The sequence below is a fragment of the Actinacidiphila sp. DG2A-62 genome (assembly GCF_035825295.1).
Lineage (GTDB): Bacteria > Actinomycetota > Actinomycetes > Streptomycetales > Streptomycetaceae > Actinacidiphila.
In genome coordinates this window covers 741,894-757,416 of record NZ_JAYMGI010000002.1, presented here as the reverse complement: position 1 = coordinate 757,416, position 15,523 = coordinate 741,894, and the positions used below count along the sequence as shown (strand labels likewise).

Here is a 15,523-nt window from a genome sequence, read left to right as displayed (position 1 = left end):
GCTCTACCGGCCGGCGTGCGGTGGCTTCGGCGTCCGGTTGCGCTGGAGCTGCCATGCCTCGGGTGTGACCGGCGTGTAGAGGTTGACGAGGGATCCGTCGGGGTCGCGGACAAGAGCCGACAGATTGCCCCACGGCATCACGGTCGGAGGCTGGACCACATCGAGATCGTCGCCGAACTCGGTCGCGAGCCTCTTGTACACGGCGTCGGTGTCCTCGACGAGGAACTCGACGATCGCACTGCTGTTAGCGCCCGCGCGGGGCGTGTCGGCGGTGATGAAAGCGACGCGGGCGGAGCCGCTGACGGCGACGGTGGCCGAGGGGGTCACCAGTTCGACGAAATCCTCGGTGAGGTACTGCGGGGTCGCACCGGTGAGGGCCTGGTAGAAGCGGACGAGCCGCGGAATGTCCTCGGTGATGAGACGGACGGAGGCGAGCTGCACTGCGGCTGAGGCGGTCATGTGGTCACCGTAGAGCGAATACAGGTCATATTCCGCCCGGAAATGGCGCATCATCGCAGGCATGGCCCGACCAACCGCGCGCGTCCTCGCCCTGCTGGAGTTGTTGCAGGCGGGAGGGACGCGCACTGTCGTCGACCTCGCCGAGCGCCTCGGAGTCGACCAGCGCACCGTGCGTCGCTATGTCGAGCAGCTGCGCGACATGGACATCCCCGTGGAGGGGGTCCGCGGTCGGTACGGCGGCTACCGGCTGGCCCGTCACTACCGCATGCCGCCGCTGATGCTGAACGACGAGGAAGGCCTGGCCGTGGTGTGGGCGTTGCTGGTCACCCAGCACGCGCACAGCGGTCCGGTGACCCCGCTGGCGATGGAGACGGCCACGGCGAAGGTGCGCCGAGTGCTGCCCGCCGCGCTCGCCCGCCGCATCGACGCGGTACTGCGGGCGGTGGACTTCACCGGCGAGCGACACCCGGACGCGGAGGACCACGACGACGCCGAAGCTCGCCCCGGTGCCGACGAAGGCGCTCGGACGCTGCTCGGCCTGGCCGAGGCGGCACGGGACCGGCGCCCGGTGGCGTTCGCGTACCGCACGCGGCAGGGGCGCGCGGCCACGCGGCACGTGGAGCCGCACGGCATCGTGGCGCACCGAAACCTGCTCTACCTCACCGGCTTCGACGCCGACCGCCGGGCGCAGCGTACCTACCGCCTGGACCGGATGGCCGATCTGCGGCTTCTGCCCGGCGCCTTCGAAGCGCCCGCGACCGTCGACCCGGTGGCCCAGGTGCTGGGGCCGCTGTCGGCGGCGCCTTCGCGATACGACGTCTGCGTGCTCATCCGCGCCGATCCGGCCCATGTGCGGCGCTGGATCCCGGAGACGCTCGGGACGATGACGCCGGCGTCCCCGCCCGAGGGTGCGGACGGTCAGGACTGGCTGCGGGTGTTCCTGCGGGCCGAACGCCTCGAATGGGTCGCCGGCACACTCGCCATGCTGGACCGGCCCTTCGTCGTCCAACAGCCGGAAGCCCTCAAAGCGGCGGTTCTCGCCCTCGGTCGCCGACTGGCTGAACACGCCGCCCGGTGACGCGACGTCACCCATGGCGAGGAACGACTCGGGCCGGCCGCGGCAGGTGGAGTCGGCGGGAGCGCGCTACCCGGTGGTCCGCCGGTCAGGGGCGGCGGCCGGTTGCGGTGGCTGCGCCGCCAGCAGTTCGACGGCCGACCGGTGGATCTTCGCCAGCGCGCTCATGAGGTGCTCGCGTTCGTCCGCGGTGAGGGATTCGGTGATCTTCTCCTCCAGCCGTCGCCGTTCGGCCTCCACCGGTGCGCGCAGGGCACGTCCGGCGTCGGTGAGGTAGAGCCGCACGAGGCGGTTGTCCCGCTCGTCGCGACGCCGGCTGATCAGCCCGGCCTCGACCATGCGGGCACTGGCCTTGGTGACGGCGGGCGTCGTGACGTTCGTGGCGGCCGCGATCTCCCCGGGAGTGCGGCCGTCCTGTTCCCACAGGGCCGCCAGCAGGTGGTCCTGGCCGAGGCGCAGCCCGTGGCGCCGTAGCGCGTCGTCGGCCGCCGATCGGATCGCCTTCGTCGTCCGGCCGTGCAGGTCGAGGAATTCCGGCACCAGGGACCTCCGGGTGGGTGGGGCCGACGGGCGGCGGGGTCGTCGGCGCCGATTGACAGGGATTTCATTCACCGGTTAACGTTCTTGCATTCGTAAACCGGTAAACGATTTGGGGGGTCGTCATGCTACTGGTCACCGGTGCCACCGGGCACATCGGCCGCGAACTGGTCGGCGAACTGGACGCGTTGGGCGCGCCCTTGCGCATCCTGGTGCGCGACCCGGCACGTGCGGCCGGCCTCCCGGAATCGGCTGAGCGCGTCGTCGGCGACCTGGGCGAGCCCGCGACCCTGACGGCGGCCCTCGACGGCGTGCGAAGCCTGTTCCTGCTGGTCCCGGGCACCGGCCTGGAGCACACCGAGAACATCCTCGCCGCCGCCCCGGCGGCCGGGGTGCGGCGCATCGTGTACCTGTCCTCGTACGCCGTCATCGGCGACCCGATGCCCGCGATGGGCCGCTGGCACCACGAGCGGGAGCAGTCGATCCGCGGGTCCGGCATCCCCGCCACCGTCCTGCGGCCGACCGGCTTCATGACCAACGCCTTCGACTGGCTGCCCACCCTTCGGGCCGAGGGCTGCGTCCTCGACCCGGTCGGGCCCGGACGCGCCGCGCCGATCGACCCGGCCGACATCGCCGCCGTCGCCGCCCTCGCGCTCACCGAGGGCGGCCACGAAGGACGGGAGTACCTGCTGACCGGTGGCGAGAGCCTCACCGTCGCCGAGCAGGTCCGGATCCTGGCCGACGCGATCGGCCGCGCCATAGACGTACGGCCGGTGGCCACTACCGCAGACGCCGTCCGGTTCCGCTATCCCGGCGGAGCACCGCCGGCGCTGGCCGAGGCGCTCGTCGAGGGACTGACGCTGATGCGCCAGGACACCGTGGGCGTACGCAGCGACACCGTGCGACGGCTGCTGGGACGCGAACCGAGGACGTTCGCGAACTGGTGCGCACGCAATGCCCATGCCTTCGCCGGGACCGCGTGACACGGTGGTGGCATGACCTCCCCGACCGTCCGGCCGACGTCCCTGCGGCGTGGTCGAGTGACCGTGCTGACGGGGCCGCCCGGAGCCGGCAAGAGCACGGTGGCGGCCCTGCTCGCCGACCGGCTGAGGCCCAGCGTGAACCTGCACGGCGACGATTTCTGGCACTACATCAAGCAGGGCCGGATCGCGCCCTACCTGCCCGAGGCCCACCGGCAGAACGAAGTGGTCCTGGACGTCCTGGTCGCGGCGGCCTTCGGCTATGCCCGCGGCGGCTTCCAGGTGGTCTGCGACGGCGTCGTCGGCCCCTGGTTCATCGACCTGTTCCGCACCGCGGCCCACGAGCAGGACGTGCCGCTGGACTACGTCGTCCTCCGCCCCGACCGGCACACCACACTGGAACGGGCGACGGGGCGCACCGGCGACGTCCTGACCGACCCCGAACCCATCCGGTCGCTGCACGAGCAGTTCAGCGGCCTGGGCGGTTACGAGACCCACGTTCTGGACTCCAGCGGCCTGACCGCGGAGGCGACCGCCGACGCCGTCCTGAAGGGCGTCGAGCAGGGGACCTACCTCCTCGGCCCCGGCTGAGCGCGGTCGTCTCCGGCCCACCGGTCAGCGGGAACAACGTGACCAGCCGGGAGGCGGTCAGGGCGCGGTGCGGTGCCGGCGCGCCGGGGTGGCCGATGCGGGTGTCGCGCGCGCGTCAGGTCCGGCGGTTCTGGGCGTCCACGCGCTCCGGCCACAGCGGCGCCACCGGCGGGTCGTCGCCCTCCAGCTCGTCCCTGATGCGGCGCAACTGGCCGAGGAAGGCGCCGGTGTCGTCACCGGCCAGGGCGCGGCTCATCCGGTCGCCCAGCTCCGCCGCCCGCAGCCGGCCCTCCCTGAGACTCTCGGCGCTCTCCGGGGTCAGGTCGAAGAGCACGACGCGCTTGTGCACCGGGTGGGGGCGGCGGGTGAGCCAGCCGTGCTCGACGAGCTGGTTCATCGCCGTGGTCACGCTCTGCGGGGTCAGGCGCAGCGCGCGGGCCAGGTCGGCGGCGGACAGCGGGCCGTAGTCCTGGATGTTGGCCGCGAGGGCGAGCTGCGTGGTGGTCACCCCCAGATCCTCCAGCGACTCCTGCAGCCGCCGCTGCGCCGCCTGCTGCGCCCGCCACAGCAGATGCGGCATTCCCTCGCGCCAGGGGCCCGGCTCGGCGTGCGGGTCCGTCGGCAAGTCGGTCGGCATGTCAGCACCTCTCTGCTCCGGCGTGCGTCCGCGTTCCCTCCGGGCCCGGGCGGCGCCTCCAGTCTAGGGAATCACCCTTCATGACAGACATGTGCGATGATCGCAGGTACCTGATAACTAATCCACCATCTGTGAATGCGGGGAAGCCCATGACCGAGACGACGACAGCCGGTCCCCACCGGCCGGTGGCCGACCAGGGCGGGAGGGGCGCCACGCTGACGACCCTCCTGGCCTGCCTGGGGGTCTTCGTGGCGTACGTCCCCGTGGGCGGGGTGTCGGTGGCGCTGCCGACCATCCAGCGGGGACTGCGCGCGTCCACCTCCGACCTGCAGTGGATCAGCGACTCCTTCGTCCTGGCGATGGCGGCGCTGATCCTCACCTCCGGGCTGATCGGCGACAAGTACGGACGGAAGAAGGCGTACCTCGGCGGGATGGTCCTGTTCGCCGTCGGCTGCGCCGTCAACCTCACCGCGCACGGCGCGGCGCAGCTGTGGGTGGGCCAGGCGGTCTCCGGCGCGGGCGCCGCCGCGCTGCTGACCTCGACCCTGGCGCTGATCAGCCACGCCCACCCCGACTTCCGCACCCGGGCGAAGGCGATCGCCGCGTGGGCCACCTGCCTCGGGCTCGGAATGGCGCTCGGGCCGCTGCTGACCGGCGTCATCCTGGAGCACGCGAGCTGGCGGTGGATCTTCCTGCCCGCGCTCGTCGTCGCGGCGGCCGGCCTGGCCACCGCGGTGTTCCTGCTGGAGGACTCCCGCGCGCCGCAGGCCCCCCGGCTCGACGTCCCCGGCCAGGTGACCGCCCTCCTGGGCATAGCGGCGCTGGTCTACGCGGTCATCGAGGGCGGCTCGTCCGGCTGGGGGCTCGGCAGGGTGGTCGCGGCGTTCGCCGTGGCGGCCGTGTCGCTGACGGCGTTCGTGCTGGTCGAGCAGCGCTCCGATGCGCCGATGCTGCGGATGAGCCTGTTCGCCTCGCGCGCCTACTCCGGGGCGGGCGTGGCGATCGTGCTCGCGATGTTCGCGCTGGTCGGCCTGATATTCCTCCTCAGCCTGTTCTTCGGCCAGGTGCAGGGGCTGTCGGCGCTGCAGATCGCCTGGCGGTTCCTGGTGCCCTTCGGACTCATGGTCCTCTCCGGCCCCGTGGTCGCCCGGCTCATGAACCGGGCGGCCCCCGGCCTGCTGCTCGTGCTCGGCCTGGTGGTCACCGCGGGCGGCTGCCTCGCGCTGTTCTCCGTCGAAGCCGACAGCGGCTTCGTCGCCGAGGCGCTGCCGCTGGTCGCGGTCGGCGTCGGGTTCGCCTTCGTGATGACCCCGATCACCGCGATCGCCGTCGGCAGCGTCCCGCACCACCTGGCCGGCATGGCGGGCGCGGGCAGCAACACCCTGCGGCAGGCCGGCGGCGCGCTCGGGCCCGCGGTCCTCGGCGCGGTGCTCACCAGCCGGCAGTCCGGCGCGCTGCCCGGGCACCTCGCCTCCTCCGGCCTGTCCCCGCGCGAGCAGACCCTCGTGCACGAGCAGGTCTCCCGCCACGGTGCGGCCGTCGTCGCCCGCCTCGGCCTGCGGCCGGACCGCACCGCCGACGCCGGGCACGCGCTCGCCCTGTCCTTCACCGACGCGCTGCACGTCTGCCTCGCGCTGTGCGGCACGGCCCTGCTGGCCGCGGCCGTGCTGGTCTTCTTCCTCGTCGGCATCCGCCGCCCGGTCCGGCCCGCGGCCGGAACCGACACGCCGGCGCCGACCCCGGCCACGGTCCCTCGCCCCGCCGCCCGCTGACCCCGGTGACACCGCGCTGGGCGCGCGCGGCCCGAGCGCGCCCAGCGGGCACGAAGCGTTCGAGACCGAGGCCCGCTCGCGGAGGACGTCAGGTCCCGCGACGGGTGAGCGCGCGGGCTCGTGGTGGGCGGGTTCCCGAACGGTCAGCCGGGCGCGTCACGCCAGCGCTTCCAGATCTCCTCGCGAAAGCCGTCGCACACCAGTACGTCGGCGGCCGTACGCGCCAGGGCCTCGGCGCAGGCGAGCATCACGGCGCGGGCGCGGTCGCCCGCTCCGGCGGCGGCGAACCGGGGGGTGTGGTCGGAGCCGGAGTCGGTGATCGCGACGAACGGGTGCAGCGCGGGCACCCGTGTGCTGACGTCGCCGATGTCGGAGGAGCCCAGGAACACCCCCGGCTCCGGTTCGCGCAGCTCGATGCCCGCGCGGGCCAGATGACCGGCGAACCGCCCCGAGAGCGGGGGATTGTCACGGAAGTGGTGGTAGCCGCGGTCCGCGGTGGAGATCTCGACTCTCGTACCCGTCGCGCGGGCCACCCGGCGGGCACGGTCGGCCAGGTCCGTGGCCAGCTCGTCGCGGACCGCCGTGGTCGCGCCGCGCAGCCCGAACAGGCCCTCCGCGTAGGGCGGGATGACATTGGTGGCCTCGCCGCCGTGCGTCACGATGCCCTGGACGTGCGAACCGGGGCCGAGGGTGCGGTTCAGCGCGCGCACGTCCGCATACAGGTCCACGAGCGCGTCGAGCGCGTTGATGCCCTCCCCGGGCGCGCCGAGCGGATGTGCGGCGCGGCCGTGGAACCCGATGCGGACCTGGCCGGAGGCCGCCAGGGGAGCCCAGGCCCAGTCGTGCACCCCGGGGTGGACCATGAGCGCGGCGTCCACGCCGTCGAAGAGCCCCGCCCGCGTCGCGATCACCTTGCCCCCGCCGGACTCCTCGGCCGGGGTGCCGACGACCAGCACGGTGCCGTCGACGCCGGCCAGCGCCGTACGCAGGGCCAGCCCGGCGCCGAGTCCGGCGGTCGCGATCAGATGGTGCCCGCACGCGTGGTCGATCTCCGGCAGGGCGTCGTATTCCAGCAGGAGCGCGACCCGGGGCGGGCCGCCGGTGCCGGTACGGGCCACGAAGGCCGTGTCCATGCCGGCCGCCCCGCGCTCCACCGCGAAACCCGCGCCCTCCAGCTCGGCCGTGAGCAGCCGCGCGGCGTAGCGTTCCTGGAAGGCGAGTTCAGGACGACGGTGCAGGTCCAGCGCGATCTGCCACAGTCGCTGTGCGCGACGGCCGACGTCGTCGCCGATGTCCCGGTAGAACCGGTCGGCCGGGTGTGTCGTCGACTTCTGCACGCTGCGCGCGTTCCCGCGGCATGAGGGGGCAAACCGCGTGCCGGTCACTTCTCGGGGTCGTGGCCCCAGTTCATCAGCGAGTACCGCCAGGTGGAGCCGGAGGTGTCGCCCGCGGGGCGCTGGGCCATGTGCCGGTGCACGTAGCCGGTGACCTTGCGCATGTGGCCGAGGTCGTCGTCGTCCAGGTCGTCCTTCGCGGTGCGCAGCAGGGTCACGATCCGGCGGCCGGAGGCGTGGCCGACGCTCTCCCCGCCGTCCTTGTGCTGCCCGACCGCCTTGGACTCGTCGGTCGCGAGCCACTTCTCCAGCTCGGCGGGCGTCATGTTGACCGCCTCCCGGAAGTCGCGGCGGATCTCGTCGCGCTGCCGACCGCTGGGGTCCGAGGCCATCAGCCGTCTCCTTCCTTGTGCAGGGCTTCCTTGTGCAGGGCGCCGGGCTTGTGCACGGCGGTGCCGCCCGACTTCTCGCTCTCCACCTCGAACTGGGGATCGTCGGGCGAAGCGTCCACGGTGCGGCCGGCGGCCCGGCGGCGATCGGTGATCTTGCGTGTCACCGTGCCCACCGCTGTCCCGCCGTGGCTCCGCCACGACACGCGGTCGCCCTTGGAGATCTTCCTGCTCTTCGACATGGCAGCCCTCCGGCGGTTGACGTGCCTGACGCCTGCCCGATTAGCGTGTTTTATTCATTTTTTCGGGCCGCGCCGGGCGGCGGGGCCCGGCAGGCCGCCCCGGCGCGTCCGCGCAGGCGTGGGCGTGGCGGGCCCGCCGCGGGGCAGGCGGCAGGCATGGACGACCGCGGGCACGAAGCAGCCGGCCCCGCCTTCGTACTGGGCGGCGGCGGCGCGCTGGGAGCGTACGAAGTCGGCATGCTCAAGGCGCTGTTCGCCGCGGGGGTGCGGCCGGGCCTGGTGCTGGGAACCTCCGTCGGCGCGATCAACGGCGCGGCGGTGGCCGCCGAACCCTCGCAGGCGTCCGTGGACCGGCTGATCGAGCTGTGGACCGGCCTGGGCCGGGCCGGGGTGTTCGCGGGATCGCTGGTGGGGCGGGTCTCCACCGCGGTCCGCAGCCGTACCCACCTGTACCCGCCGGCGCCGCTCGTCGACCTGCTCCGCACCCACCTGCGGGCGGCGTCGATCGAGGATCTGCCGCTGCCGTTCCAGTGCGTGGCGGCCAGCATCGAACTGGCCGCGGAGCACTGGTTCGACAAGGGGCCGCTGGTCCCCGCGGTGCTCGCCTCGTCCGCGGTGCCGGGACTGCTGCCGCCGGTCGCCCTGGACGGCGGGCATTTCGTGGACGGCGGCCTGGTCAACAGCATCCCGGTCGGCCGGGCCGTCGCCCTCGGCGCCCGCGAGATCTACGTGTTGCAGGTCGGCAGGATCGAACGGCCGCTGACCCCGCCGAGGCTCCCCTGGGAGGTCGCCACGGTCGCCTTCGAGATCGCCCGCAGGCACCGGTTCGCCCGCGACATGGCCGACCTGCCGCCCGACGTCACCGTCCATGTGCTGCCGAGCGGAGCGGGCGCCGGCGAGGCGGGCGGGCCACTGAGCCAGCTGCGCCACCGCGCGTTCGGACAGACCGCGGAACGCATCGAACGCGCCTACGCCGCGTCCTCGCGCTACCTGGAAACCGCACTCGACGCGCGGAACGCGCCGGACCCGCCGGACGCGCCGGACGCGCCGGGCGGTCCGGCGTGACCGAGCCCGAAGCCGCTTCCGGGGATCCGGGGACCGCGGCCCCCGGCGACCCGGTGCCCCCGGCACGGCCCAGCGGGACGGCAGGCATTCCCGCACAGGCCGCGCCCGCGCAGCCGCTCACGCCTGAAGCGGCACCGCCCGCGCCGTCCGCGTCCGCGCCGTCGGCGTCCGAGTCCGCGCATGCGCCGTCCGCGTCCGCGCCGCTCAGCTCCGAGGAGTTCGCGCCCGAGGGGGCCCCGCCCGCCCAGCCCGCGCCCGCACCGGCCGCACCCGCCCAGCCCGCGCCCGCCCAGGCCGGAGCCGCCCAGGTCGGGGCCGGTCCCCTCCGCGGCCCGGAGCGGCCGGCGCGCTCCCGTACCCGCCGCGCTGTCGCCGCGTCGGCCTCCGCGCTGGTCACCACCGCGCGGCGGACCCTCACCACGGCCCTGCTGCTCGCCGCGGTCCCGTCGGCCGCGGCGCTGCTCGTCGTCGTGGCAGTCGTCGGCGCGCCCGTGTCGCTGGCCGCGCGGGGGCCGTGGCGGGCGACCCGGCTGGCCTGCTTCGCGCTGCTCTACCTCGTGGTCGACCTCGCCGGGCTGCTGGCCGGGGCCGCGCTCTTCCTGCGCCGGCCGCTGCCCGGACCGGGCGCGCGGGCCCGCCGGGCGACCGACGCGTTCGCCCTCCTGACACGGCTGCTCGCGGTGCTGCGCCGGGCGGCGGAACGATTGTTCCGCCTGGACGTGCGGCTGACCCCCGGGCTGCCGGCCGCCGGGCGGGACGCCGACGTCCCCCTGCTGTTCCTGGTCCGGCACGCCGGACTCGGCGACTCCTTCCTGCTCCTGCAGATCCTGCTCGGCGAGGCGGGCCTGCGGCCGCACACCGTGCTCAAGGGCATCCTGCGCGCCGACCCCTGCCTCGACGTCCTGCTCGGCCGGGTCCCGCACCGCTTCCTGCCGCCCGCCCGGGGCACCGCCAAGGACGCGGTCGCGGGACTGGCGGCGGGACTGCGGCCGCGGGACGCGCTGGTGATCTTCCCCGAGGGCGGCAACTTCACCCCGGGGCGCCACCGCAGGGCCGTGGCGCGGCTGCTGCGCCTCGGGCGGTACCGCTGGGCGGCGCGCGCCGCCCGGCTGCGCTACGTGCTGCCGCCGCGCCCCGGCGGGAGCCTGGCGGCGCTGGCCGCGGCTCCAGGCGCCGACGTGGTCTTCGTCGCCCACGCCGGCCTCGACACCCTCGCCTCACCGCGCGCCGTCTGGTCCCAACTGCCCCTGCGGCGGCCGGTGCGCGTCCACTGGTGGCGGGTCGCGGCGGCGGACGTCCCGCCCGGCGACCACGCGCGCGGCGAGTGGCTGCTGCGGCAGTGGGAGCGGATCGACCGCTGGACCGCCGAGCAGGCGGTCGCCGCGACACCCCACAGCTGATCCGGGCAGCGGCCGCTGACGCGACGGCGCGCTCACAGCGCTCACCGCCTGGAGGGGCTGAACGGTTGCACGAGGTGCACGGGAATCCTGTGCCGGCCCGATCCGGCATGATCCGGCCTGATCCGATCCGACCCGGCTCGATCCGGCCGACGTCATCCGCCTGACCGGAGTCGGCCGCCGGGGCCGGCCGAACGGCCGGGTCCGGGCCGGGCCGGGTCAACTCGGGGGCTGACGGGTGAGGGCGCGGGCGACGAGGGGGAGGCCGCGCCCGTGTATCCGGCCGGGTCGGCGAGCTCGGCGAGGGCCTCGGCGTCCAGGCGCCGCGCGACCTCGGGGACCTCGGCGAGCACCGCGGTGAGCGGCCGCCCGCTCAGGTCCGCCTCGATCGAGGCGTCGGTGAGCAGCGCCTTGGCCCGGGCCTTGCCGACGAGGGGCGCGAGGACTGCGGCGATCCGTTCCGACACCACCTGGCTGCCCGTCAACTCCACGTTGGCGCGCATCCGTTCGGGCCTGACGACGAGGCCCTCGGCCAGCTCGACGGCGGTGTGCGCGGCCCCGCCGGTCAGCAGCAGGCACGCGCGCAGCGGCTGCCACTCGGCGTGCCAGGCCCCCGCCGACCGCTCGTCCTCCGACACCAGGCACTGGGTCAACCCGGCCGCCAGCACCGGCACTTGGAGCGCGGCACTGCGGATCAGCGTGGAGAGCACCGGATTGCGCTTGTGCGGCATCGCCGAGGACCCGCCGCGCCCGGCCACGGCCGGCTCCGAGACCTCCCCGACCTCGGTCCTGGCGAGCGTCTGCACATCGGCGGCCATCTTGCCCAGCGCGCCCGCGGTGAACGCCAGCGCCGCCGCGACGTCCGCGACGGGCGTGCGCAGCGCGTGCCAGGGCAGCAGCCGTACGGCCAGGCCCGTCTCGTCGGCGAACGCGGCGGTCAGCCGGTCGAGGTAGTCCCCGGGGTCCGGCCGCCGGACGTCCCCGACGGCAGGCCGGCCCTGTTCGCCTGCGCGACCCGCGTCGCTGCCGTCGCCGGACCCTCTCGCGGCCGCCCCGTCGAGCGCCGCGTACTCCAGATACCCGGCGAGCGTGCCCGCCGCCCCGCCGAGCGACACCGGCAGGCCGCCGTCCAGCACCCGGCCGACCAGTTCCGAGGCGTCGAGCACCACCTCCCGCCAGCCGGCGGCCTTCAGCCCGAAGGTGGTGGGCACCGCGTGCAGTGCCAGGGTGCGGCCGGCGGCCAGCGTGTCGCGGTGCTCGCCGGCGAGGCGGCCGAGCGCGTCCGCGGTCCGGTCCAGATCGGCCCGGACCAGGGCCAGTGATCGCGTGCACACCAGCATCGCGCCGGTGTCCAGGATGTCCTGGCTGGTCGAGCCGCGGTGGACGTACTCCGCCGCCTCCGGGCGGTCCGCGGCCACCACCGCGGTCAACTCCCGTACCAGGGCGACGACCGGGTTCGCGGTCTCCCGCGCGGCGAGCGCCACCGCCCGCAGGTCGATGCGCTCGGCGCGCGCCGCCGCGGTGATCGCCTCGGCGGCCCAGCCGGGCAGCGTGCCCAGCCGGGCCTGGGCCCGGGCGAGGGCCGCCTCGGCGTCGAGCATCGCCTGCAGCCAGGCGCCGTCGGCCGCCGCGGCCTCCACCGGCGTGCCCGCCCACACGGGGGAGAGCAGGCCCAGGTCGACGGCGGGCCCCGGCAGGGCGCCCCCGGTCCGCGTCATGTCACCATCTCCGTCAGGTCGATGCCGGTTCGCCGGCTCCCGCCGCCGCCCGCCTGCGACGGGACCAGCCGGCCCGGCGGCGGGAGCGGGCCAGGTGCGGAGAGCGGCGTGAGCGCGAGGACCGCTCGGGCGATCGCGTCCGAGTCGCCGAGCGTCACCGAGTTCACACCGGGCCGGATGCCCGCGGCGGTGACCCAGTGCACCGCCTCGGTGGGGACACCGTAGGCGAAACGCCGCGGGTGCGGCCGCCCCTGCGCGTCCACGACACGGTACGGCCGCTCGGTGACGGCCAGCCCGCCCGTCTCGTACGCCGTGCCGGGGAGGTCCGCGGTGCCGGGGAGGTCCGCGGTGCTGGGGAGGTCCGCCGTGCCGGGGACGTCCGCGCCGCCCGCGGCGACTGCCGGCCCGGAGGCGCGGGCCGCGCACGCGATGACGTACGGGCGGCACTGGCCGGTCGCCAGCAGGTGCTGGAGCAGCGGGTCGTCGGTGCGGCGCAGGTCCGGCTGCGGGAGCCGGGCGTCGATCAGCACCCGCGCCCGGACCGGCTCCCCGCCGACCCGCCGCGAGGAGGCGACGAACGCGCCGTCGCCGACCCGGACCGACAGGCCGGGCCCGAGCAGTTCGACGACGCCCGCCTCGATCAGCGCGATCAGCTCCTCGATCCGCGAGGCCGGCGGCCCGATGGACAGGAAGCCGTTGAACGGCGTGTACCAGCCGTCGAGTTCGTCGCGGTAGGAGCCGCCGTCGATGCCGCCGTGGTCGACGGCGAGCCGTACCTCGTTGCGCAGGTCGCGCAGCACGTCGAGGGCGGCCTTGAGCGGCCCGCCGACGTTGCCGCGGCGCGCCTCCCGCACGTCCTCGGCGAGGTACTCCAGCAGCCAGGCGCGGTACGCGGACCGGTCGGCGAAGCGCCGGTCGCCGTAGGGCCGGGCGATCCGCTCCCAGTCCCACCGCTCCCGCGGGCGGATGCCGTACGCGTCCAGAAGCGCGGACTCCGCCGGCCCCGCGGCGTCGCCAGGCAGGCCGCGACGAACTCCTCCCGCCGGTCCCCGCGGCCGTCGGCGGCCAGCAGCGCGCCGTAGTAGACGCTCCGCACCTCCGTGTCGATCAGCGGCCACAGGTCCCTGCCGAAGCCCGCCGGGTCCCCGGCCGCCGCGCGCTCGCGCAGCCGGGCGACGGCGTCCGGGGTGAGCAGCCGGGGCAGGTGCCGGCCGTACGCGCCCTTCTCGTTCTCGCCGCGGGCGTGGTACGGCACGCCGCGCCGGGAGCCGGCGAACAGCCGCGGCTCGCGGTGCGACGGGCGGTAGACGAGGCGGCCGGCGACGCGGGTGTACGTTCCGTCGCGGCCCTCGGTCAGCAGCGCCATGTGGTCGAAGAAGTTCAGCCCGAGGCCGCGCAGCAGGACGGGCTCGCCGGGGCGCACGACGGACAGGTCGAGGTCGGCCGGGTTGGCCCGGGGCAGCAGGACCAGGCCCTGCCGGGCGCAGGCGTCGGCCAGCGCCCGCTCGTCCGGGGCGGGCCGGGTCGCCACGTGGCCCTGCGCGAGGACGACGGCGTCGATGCCGGTGAGGGCGAGGCCGTCGGAGAGGGTCAGCGTCTGCCGCGGGGACGGTCCTTGGGGGTCGGCGTCGTTCGGGCCGTGCCTGTAGGCGACGGCGCTCGCGGGGTCCGCGCTGTCCGTGCTGTCCGTGTCGGCCGCGGCGTCCGTGCCCTCCGCGGCGTCCGTGCCCTCCGCGTCGTCCGCGTCGTCCGCGTCGTCCGCGTCGTCCAGGGCCGTCGCGCGGGCGCGGTGCACCCGTACCGACACGTGCGGCGGGGCGGTGGCCACCAGACGGTCGAACGCGGCCTGGAGGTAGCGGCCGTACAGGGCTCTGCTGGGGTAGTCGTCGGGGCCCGGCGCGCGGTCCGGGGCGCGTAACTCCGCGGCGGCCCACTCGTACAGGCTCGGCCCGGGCTCGACCGGCCCCTCCATCTCCACGCTGGCGTCGGTGTAGACGGTGACCTGGGAGGCGACGGTGTTCATCAGCAGCCGCGGGGACTGGTCGGTGCGCCACACCGCGCCGGGACCGGGCCGCGCGGGGTCCACGACGTGCACCGTCACCGAGCGGTGTGACGCGGACTTCCGCTCGTTGGCGCAGATCCGCTCCAGGACCGACAGTCCGCGCGGGCCGGCGCCGACGATGCAGACGGCGAGATCCCCACTGCTCATGCGTGTCTCCTGGAGCGTCGGAGGGACGTGCGGGACAAGGACGGAGCAGGAACGGGGCGGGAACGGGACAAGAGGCGGACGCGGGGACGGGACAAGGACGGAAACGGCGGAAACCGGCGGGACAGGGTCGCAAAAAGGGCAGGAAAGGGCGAGCAAGGGCGGGGGAGGGGCGGCGGAAGAGGGGCGGCGGAAGAGGCGCGGGCCGGGCGTGGCGGAGAAAAGCCCGGAGCGGCGGAGAGAATACGCGGAACGCCCGCGACAATTCCCGCCGCAGTGTGGGGGCCGGTGCGAACGCCGTGGTCGCCGACGTACGCACCGGCCCGTTCAACGGTTTTCGAATCCTGCCCGTCCCATGCCCTCACTTTGGCACGCCGCGGGCGCGGCGGTCACATACCGAATTCCGATAACGCGGTTGTTATGGCACGCCGGATCAGGCGCGGCGGCGGTTGCTGTCCTGGCGGAGTTCGTCGGCGTGGTGGGCCAGGGCGTCCAGGCGGGCGGCGAGATCGGTGTGGCCGGCGCCGAGGTGGGGACGCAGCCGGGCCAGGGGCGCGACGAGGCCGGCGGCGTCGGTGCCGCCGAGCGCGGTGTGCAGGGCGGCCAGGTCCGGGCCGGCCTCGGGCGGTAGGTCGGTGAGGGCGGTCAGCCGGGCGGCGAGCACCCGCAGGTCGGCCGCGTTGGTACGGGCCCAGGCGCTGACGGTGCGGTCGGCGGCCCTGCGGTCGCGGACGGCCTTGACGCGCTCGGCGCGGGTTCCTTCCGCCCCGGGCAGCGAGGGACGCAGCCGCAGGTAGCGGTTCTCGGCGGCCTGCCGGCTGGCGACGCCCATCGGCGGCGCGAGGTCGGCCCACGTCGCGCCGGCGGCGCGGGCGGTCTCCACGATGCCGGCCTCCCAGCCGGCGAGCTGGGTGCGCAGCTCGCGCAGCAGCAGGAGAGCGGCCATCGCCTGCTGGGGGTCGGGCCGCTGCTCGGTCTCCCGGTGGCCGCTGGGGTCCTGTGCGGCCCGGACCGCGTCGTCGATCGCGGACAGGGCCGCGGCCGCGGCCATGAAGGAGACGGGCTCGGCCGGGGCGCGCCCCTCGGACGCGGGCTGTTCGGGCTGGTTGCTCGTCATGTCA

General features: G+C 75.2%; 15 protein-coding genes. 6 read left to right on the top strand and 9 right to left on the bottom strand.

The window, feature by feature from the left end; genetic code table 11:
• Nucleotides 1-3: 3 nt before the first annotated feature.
• Nucleotides 4-522, bottom strand: a complete 519-nt coding sequence (locus VSR01_RS03715) for a VOC family protein (RefSeq protein ID WP_326447853.1) — start codon at nucleotides 520-522, stop codon at nucleotides 4-6.
• Between VSR01_RS03715 and VSR01_RS03710 the strand changes: the two genes are divergently transcribed.
• Entirely contained in the window at nucleotides 521-1,537 is a 1,017-nt protein-coding gene (locus VSR01_RS03710; RefSeq protein WP_326447852.1) for a helix-turn-helix transcriptional regulator, read from the top strand. The genes VSR01_RS03715 and VSR01_RS03710 overlap by 2 nt on opposite strands.
• Nucleotides 1,538-1,603: 66 nt before the next feature.
• Here VSR01_RS03710 and VSR01_RS03705 read toward each other — a convergent pair whose 3' ends face one another.
• Complete coding sequence (locus VSR01_RS03705; RefSeq protein ID WP_326447851.1) at nucleotides 1,604-2,074, bottom strand: MarR family winged helix-turn-helix transcriptional regulator; 471 nt, start codon at nucleotides 2,072-2,074, stop codon at nucleotides 1,604-1,606.
• Between the two features lie 122 nt (nucleotides 2,075-2,196).
• Here VSR01_RS03705 and VSR01_RS03700 point away from each other — a divergent pair, with 122 nt between their 5' ends.
• Nucleotides 2,197-3,054: an NAD(P)H-binding protein gene (locus VSR01_RS03700; protein ID WP_326447850.1), complete on the top strand. Its 858-nt coding sequence runs from the start codon at nucleotides 2,197-2,199 to the stop codon at nucleotides 3,052-3,054.
• A 12-nt stretch (nucleotides 3,055-3,066) separates the two neighbouring features.
• The gene (locus VSR01_RS03695) at nucleotides 3,067-3,642 is read left to right on the top strand and encodes an AAA family ATPase (RefSeq protein ID WP_326447849.1); all 576 of its coding nucleotides are present in this window, start codon (nucleotides 3,067-3,069) and stop codon (nucleotides 3,640-3,642) included.
• A gap of 115 nt (nucleotides 3,643-3,757) precedes the next feature.
• Here VSR01_RS03695 and VSR01_RS03690 read toward each other — a convergent pair whose 3' ends face one another.
• Nucleotides 3,758-4,279: a MarR family winged helix-turn-helix transcriptional regulator gene (locus VSR01_RS03690; protein WP_326447848.1), complete on the bottom strand. Its 522-nt coding sequence runs from the start codon at nucleotides 4,277-4,279 to the stop codon at nucleotides 3,758-3,760.
• A 149-nt stretch (nucleotides 4,280-4,428) separates the two neighbouring features.
• Between VSR01_RS03690 and VSR01_RS03685 the strand changes: the two genes are divergently transcribed.
• A complete protein-coding gene (locus VSR01_RS03685) occupies nucleotides 4,429-6,051 on the top strand; it encodes an MFS transporter (RefSeq protein WP_326447847.1) in 1,623 nt (540 codons plus the stop codon).
• Between the two features lie 143 nt (nucleotides 6,052-6,194).
• Here VSR01_RS03685 and VSR01_RS03680 read toward each other — a convergent pair whose 3' ends face one another.
• The 3 genes from VSR01_RS03680 to VSR01_RS03670 are packed head-to-tail and all read right to left on the bottom strand — an operon-like array spanning nucleotide 6,195 to nucleotide 8,016.
• Nucleotides 6,195-7,388 carry an amidohydrolase gene (locus VSR01_RS03680; protein WP_326447846.1) on the bottom strand — a complete coding sequence of 398 codons (1,194 nt, stop codon included), beginning with the start codon at nucleotides 7,386-7,388 and terminating at the stop codon, nucleotides 6,195-6,197.
• Between the two features lie 44 nt (nucleotides 7,389-7,432).
• Nucleotides 7,433-7,777 (bottom strand): DUF3140 domain-containing protein, encoded by a 345-nt coding sequence (locus VSR01_RS03675; RefSeq protein WP_326447845.1) that lies wholly within the window; start codon nucleotides 7,775-7,777, stop codon nucleotides 7,433-7,435.
• Entirely contained in the window at nucleotides 7,777-8,016 is a 240-nt protein-coding gene (locus tag VSR01_RS03670; RefSeq protein ID WP_326447844.1) for a DUF2945 domain-containing protein, read from the bottom strand. The genes VSR01_RS03675 and VSR01_RS03670 overlap by 1 nt, the downstream gene beginning before the upstream one ends.
• A gap of 156 nt (nucleotides 8,017-8,172) precedes the next feature.
• Here VSR01_RS03670 and VSR01_RS03665 point away from each other — a divergent pair, with 156 nt between their 5' ends.
• Nucleotides 8,173-9,081 carry a patatin-like phospholipase family protein gene (locus VSR01_RS03665; protein WP_326447843.1) on the top strand — a complete coding sequence of 303 codons (909 nt, stop codon included), beginning with the start codon at nucleotides 8,173-8,175 and terminating at the stop codon, nucleotides 9,079-9,081.
• Entirely contained in the window at nucleotides 9,078-10,481 is a 1,404-nt protein-coding gene (locus VSR01_RS03660; protein ID WP_326447842.1) for a hypothetical protein, read from the top strand. Before VSR01_RS03665 ends, VSR01_RS03660 begins: the two co-directional genes overlap by 4 nt.
• 152 nt (nucleotides 10,482-10,633) lie before the next feature.
• Here the strand turns inward: VSR01_RS03660 and VSR01_RS03655 are convergent, their stop codons facing one another.
• From VSR01_RS03655 to VSR01_RS03640, 3 genes are all read right to left on the bottom strand, one after another.
• Nucleotides 10,634-12,196 (bottom strand): lyase family protein, encoded by a 1,563-nt coding sequence (locus VSR01_RS03655; protein ID WP_326447841.1) that lies wholly within the window; start codon nucleotides 12,194-12,196, stop codon nucleotides 10,634-10,636.
• A gap of 649 nt (nucleotides 12,197-12,845) precedes the next feature.
• A complete protein-coding gene (locus VSR01_RS03645; protein ID WP_326447840.1) occupies nucleotides 12,846-14,405 on the bottom strand; it encodes an FAD/NAD(P)-binding protein in 1,560 nt (519 codons plus the stop codon).
• Between the two features lie 430 nt (nucleotides 14,406-14,835).
• The gene (locus VSR01_RS03640; RefSeq protein ID WP_326447839.1) at nucleotides 14,836-15,519 is read right to left on the bottom strand and encodes a hypothetical protein; all 684 of its coding nucleotides are present in this window, start codon (nucleotides 15,517-15,519) and stop codon (nucleotides 14,836-14,838) included.
• Nucleotides 15,520-15,523 lie beyond the last annotated feature (4 nt).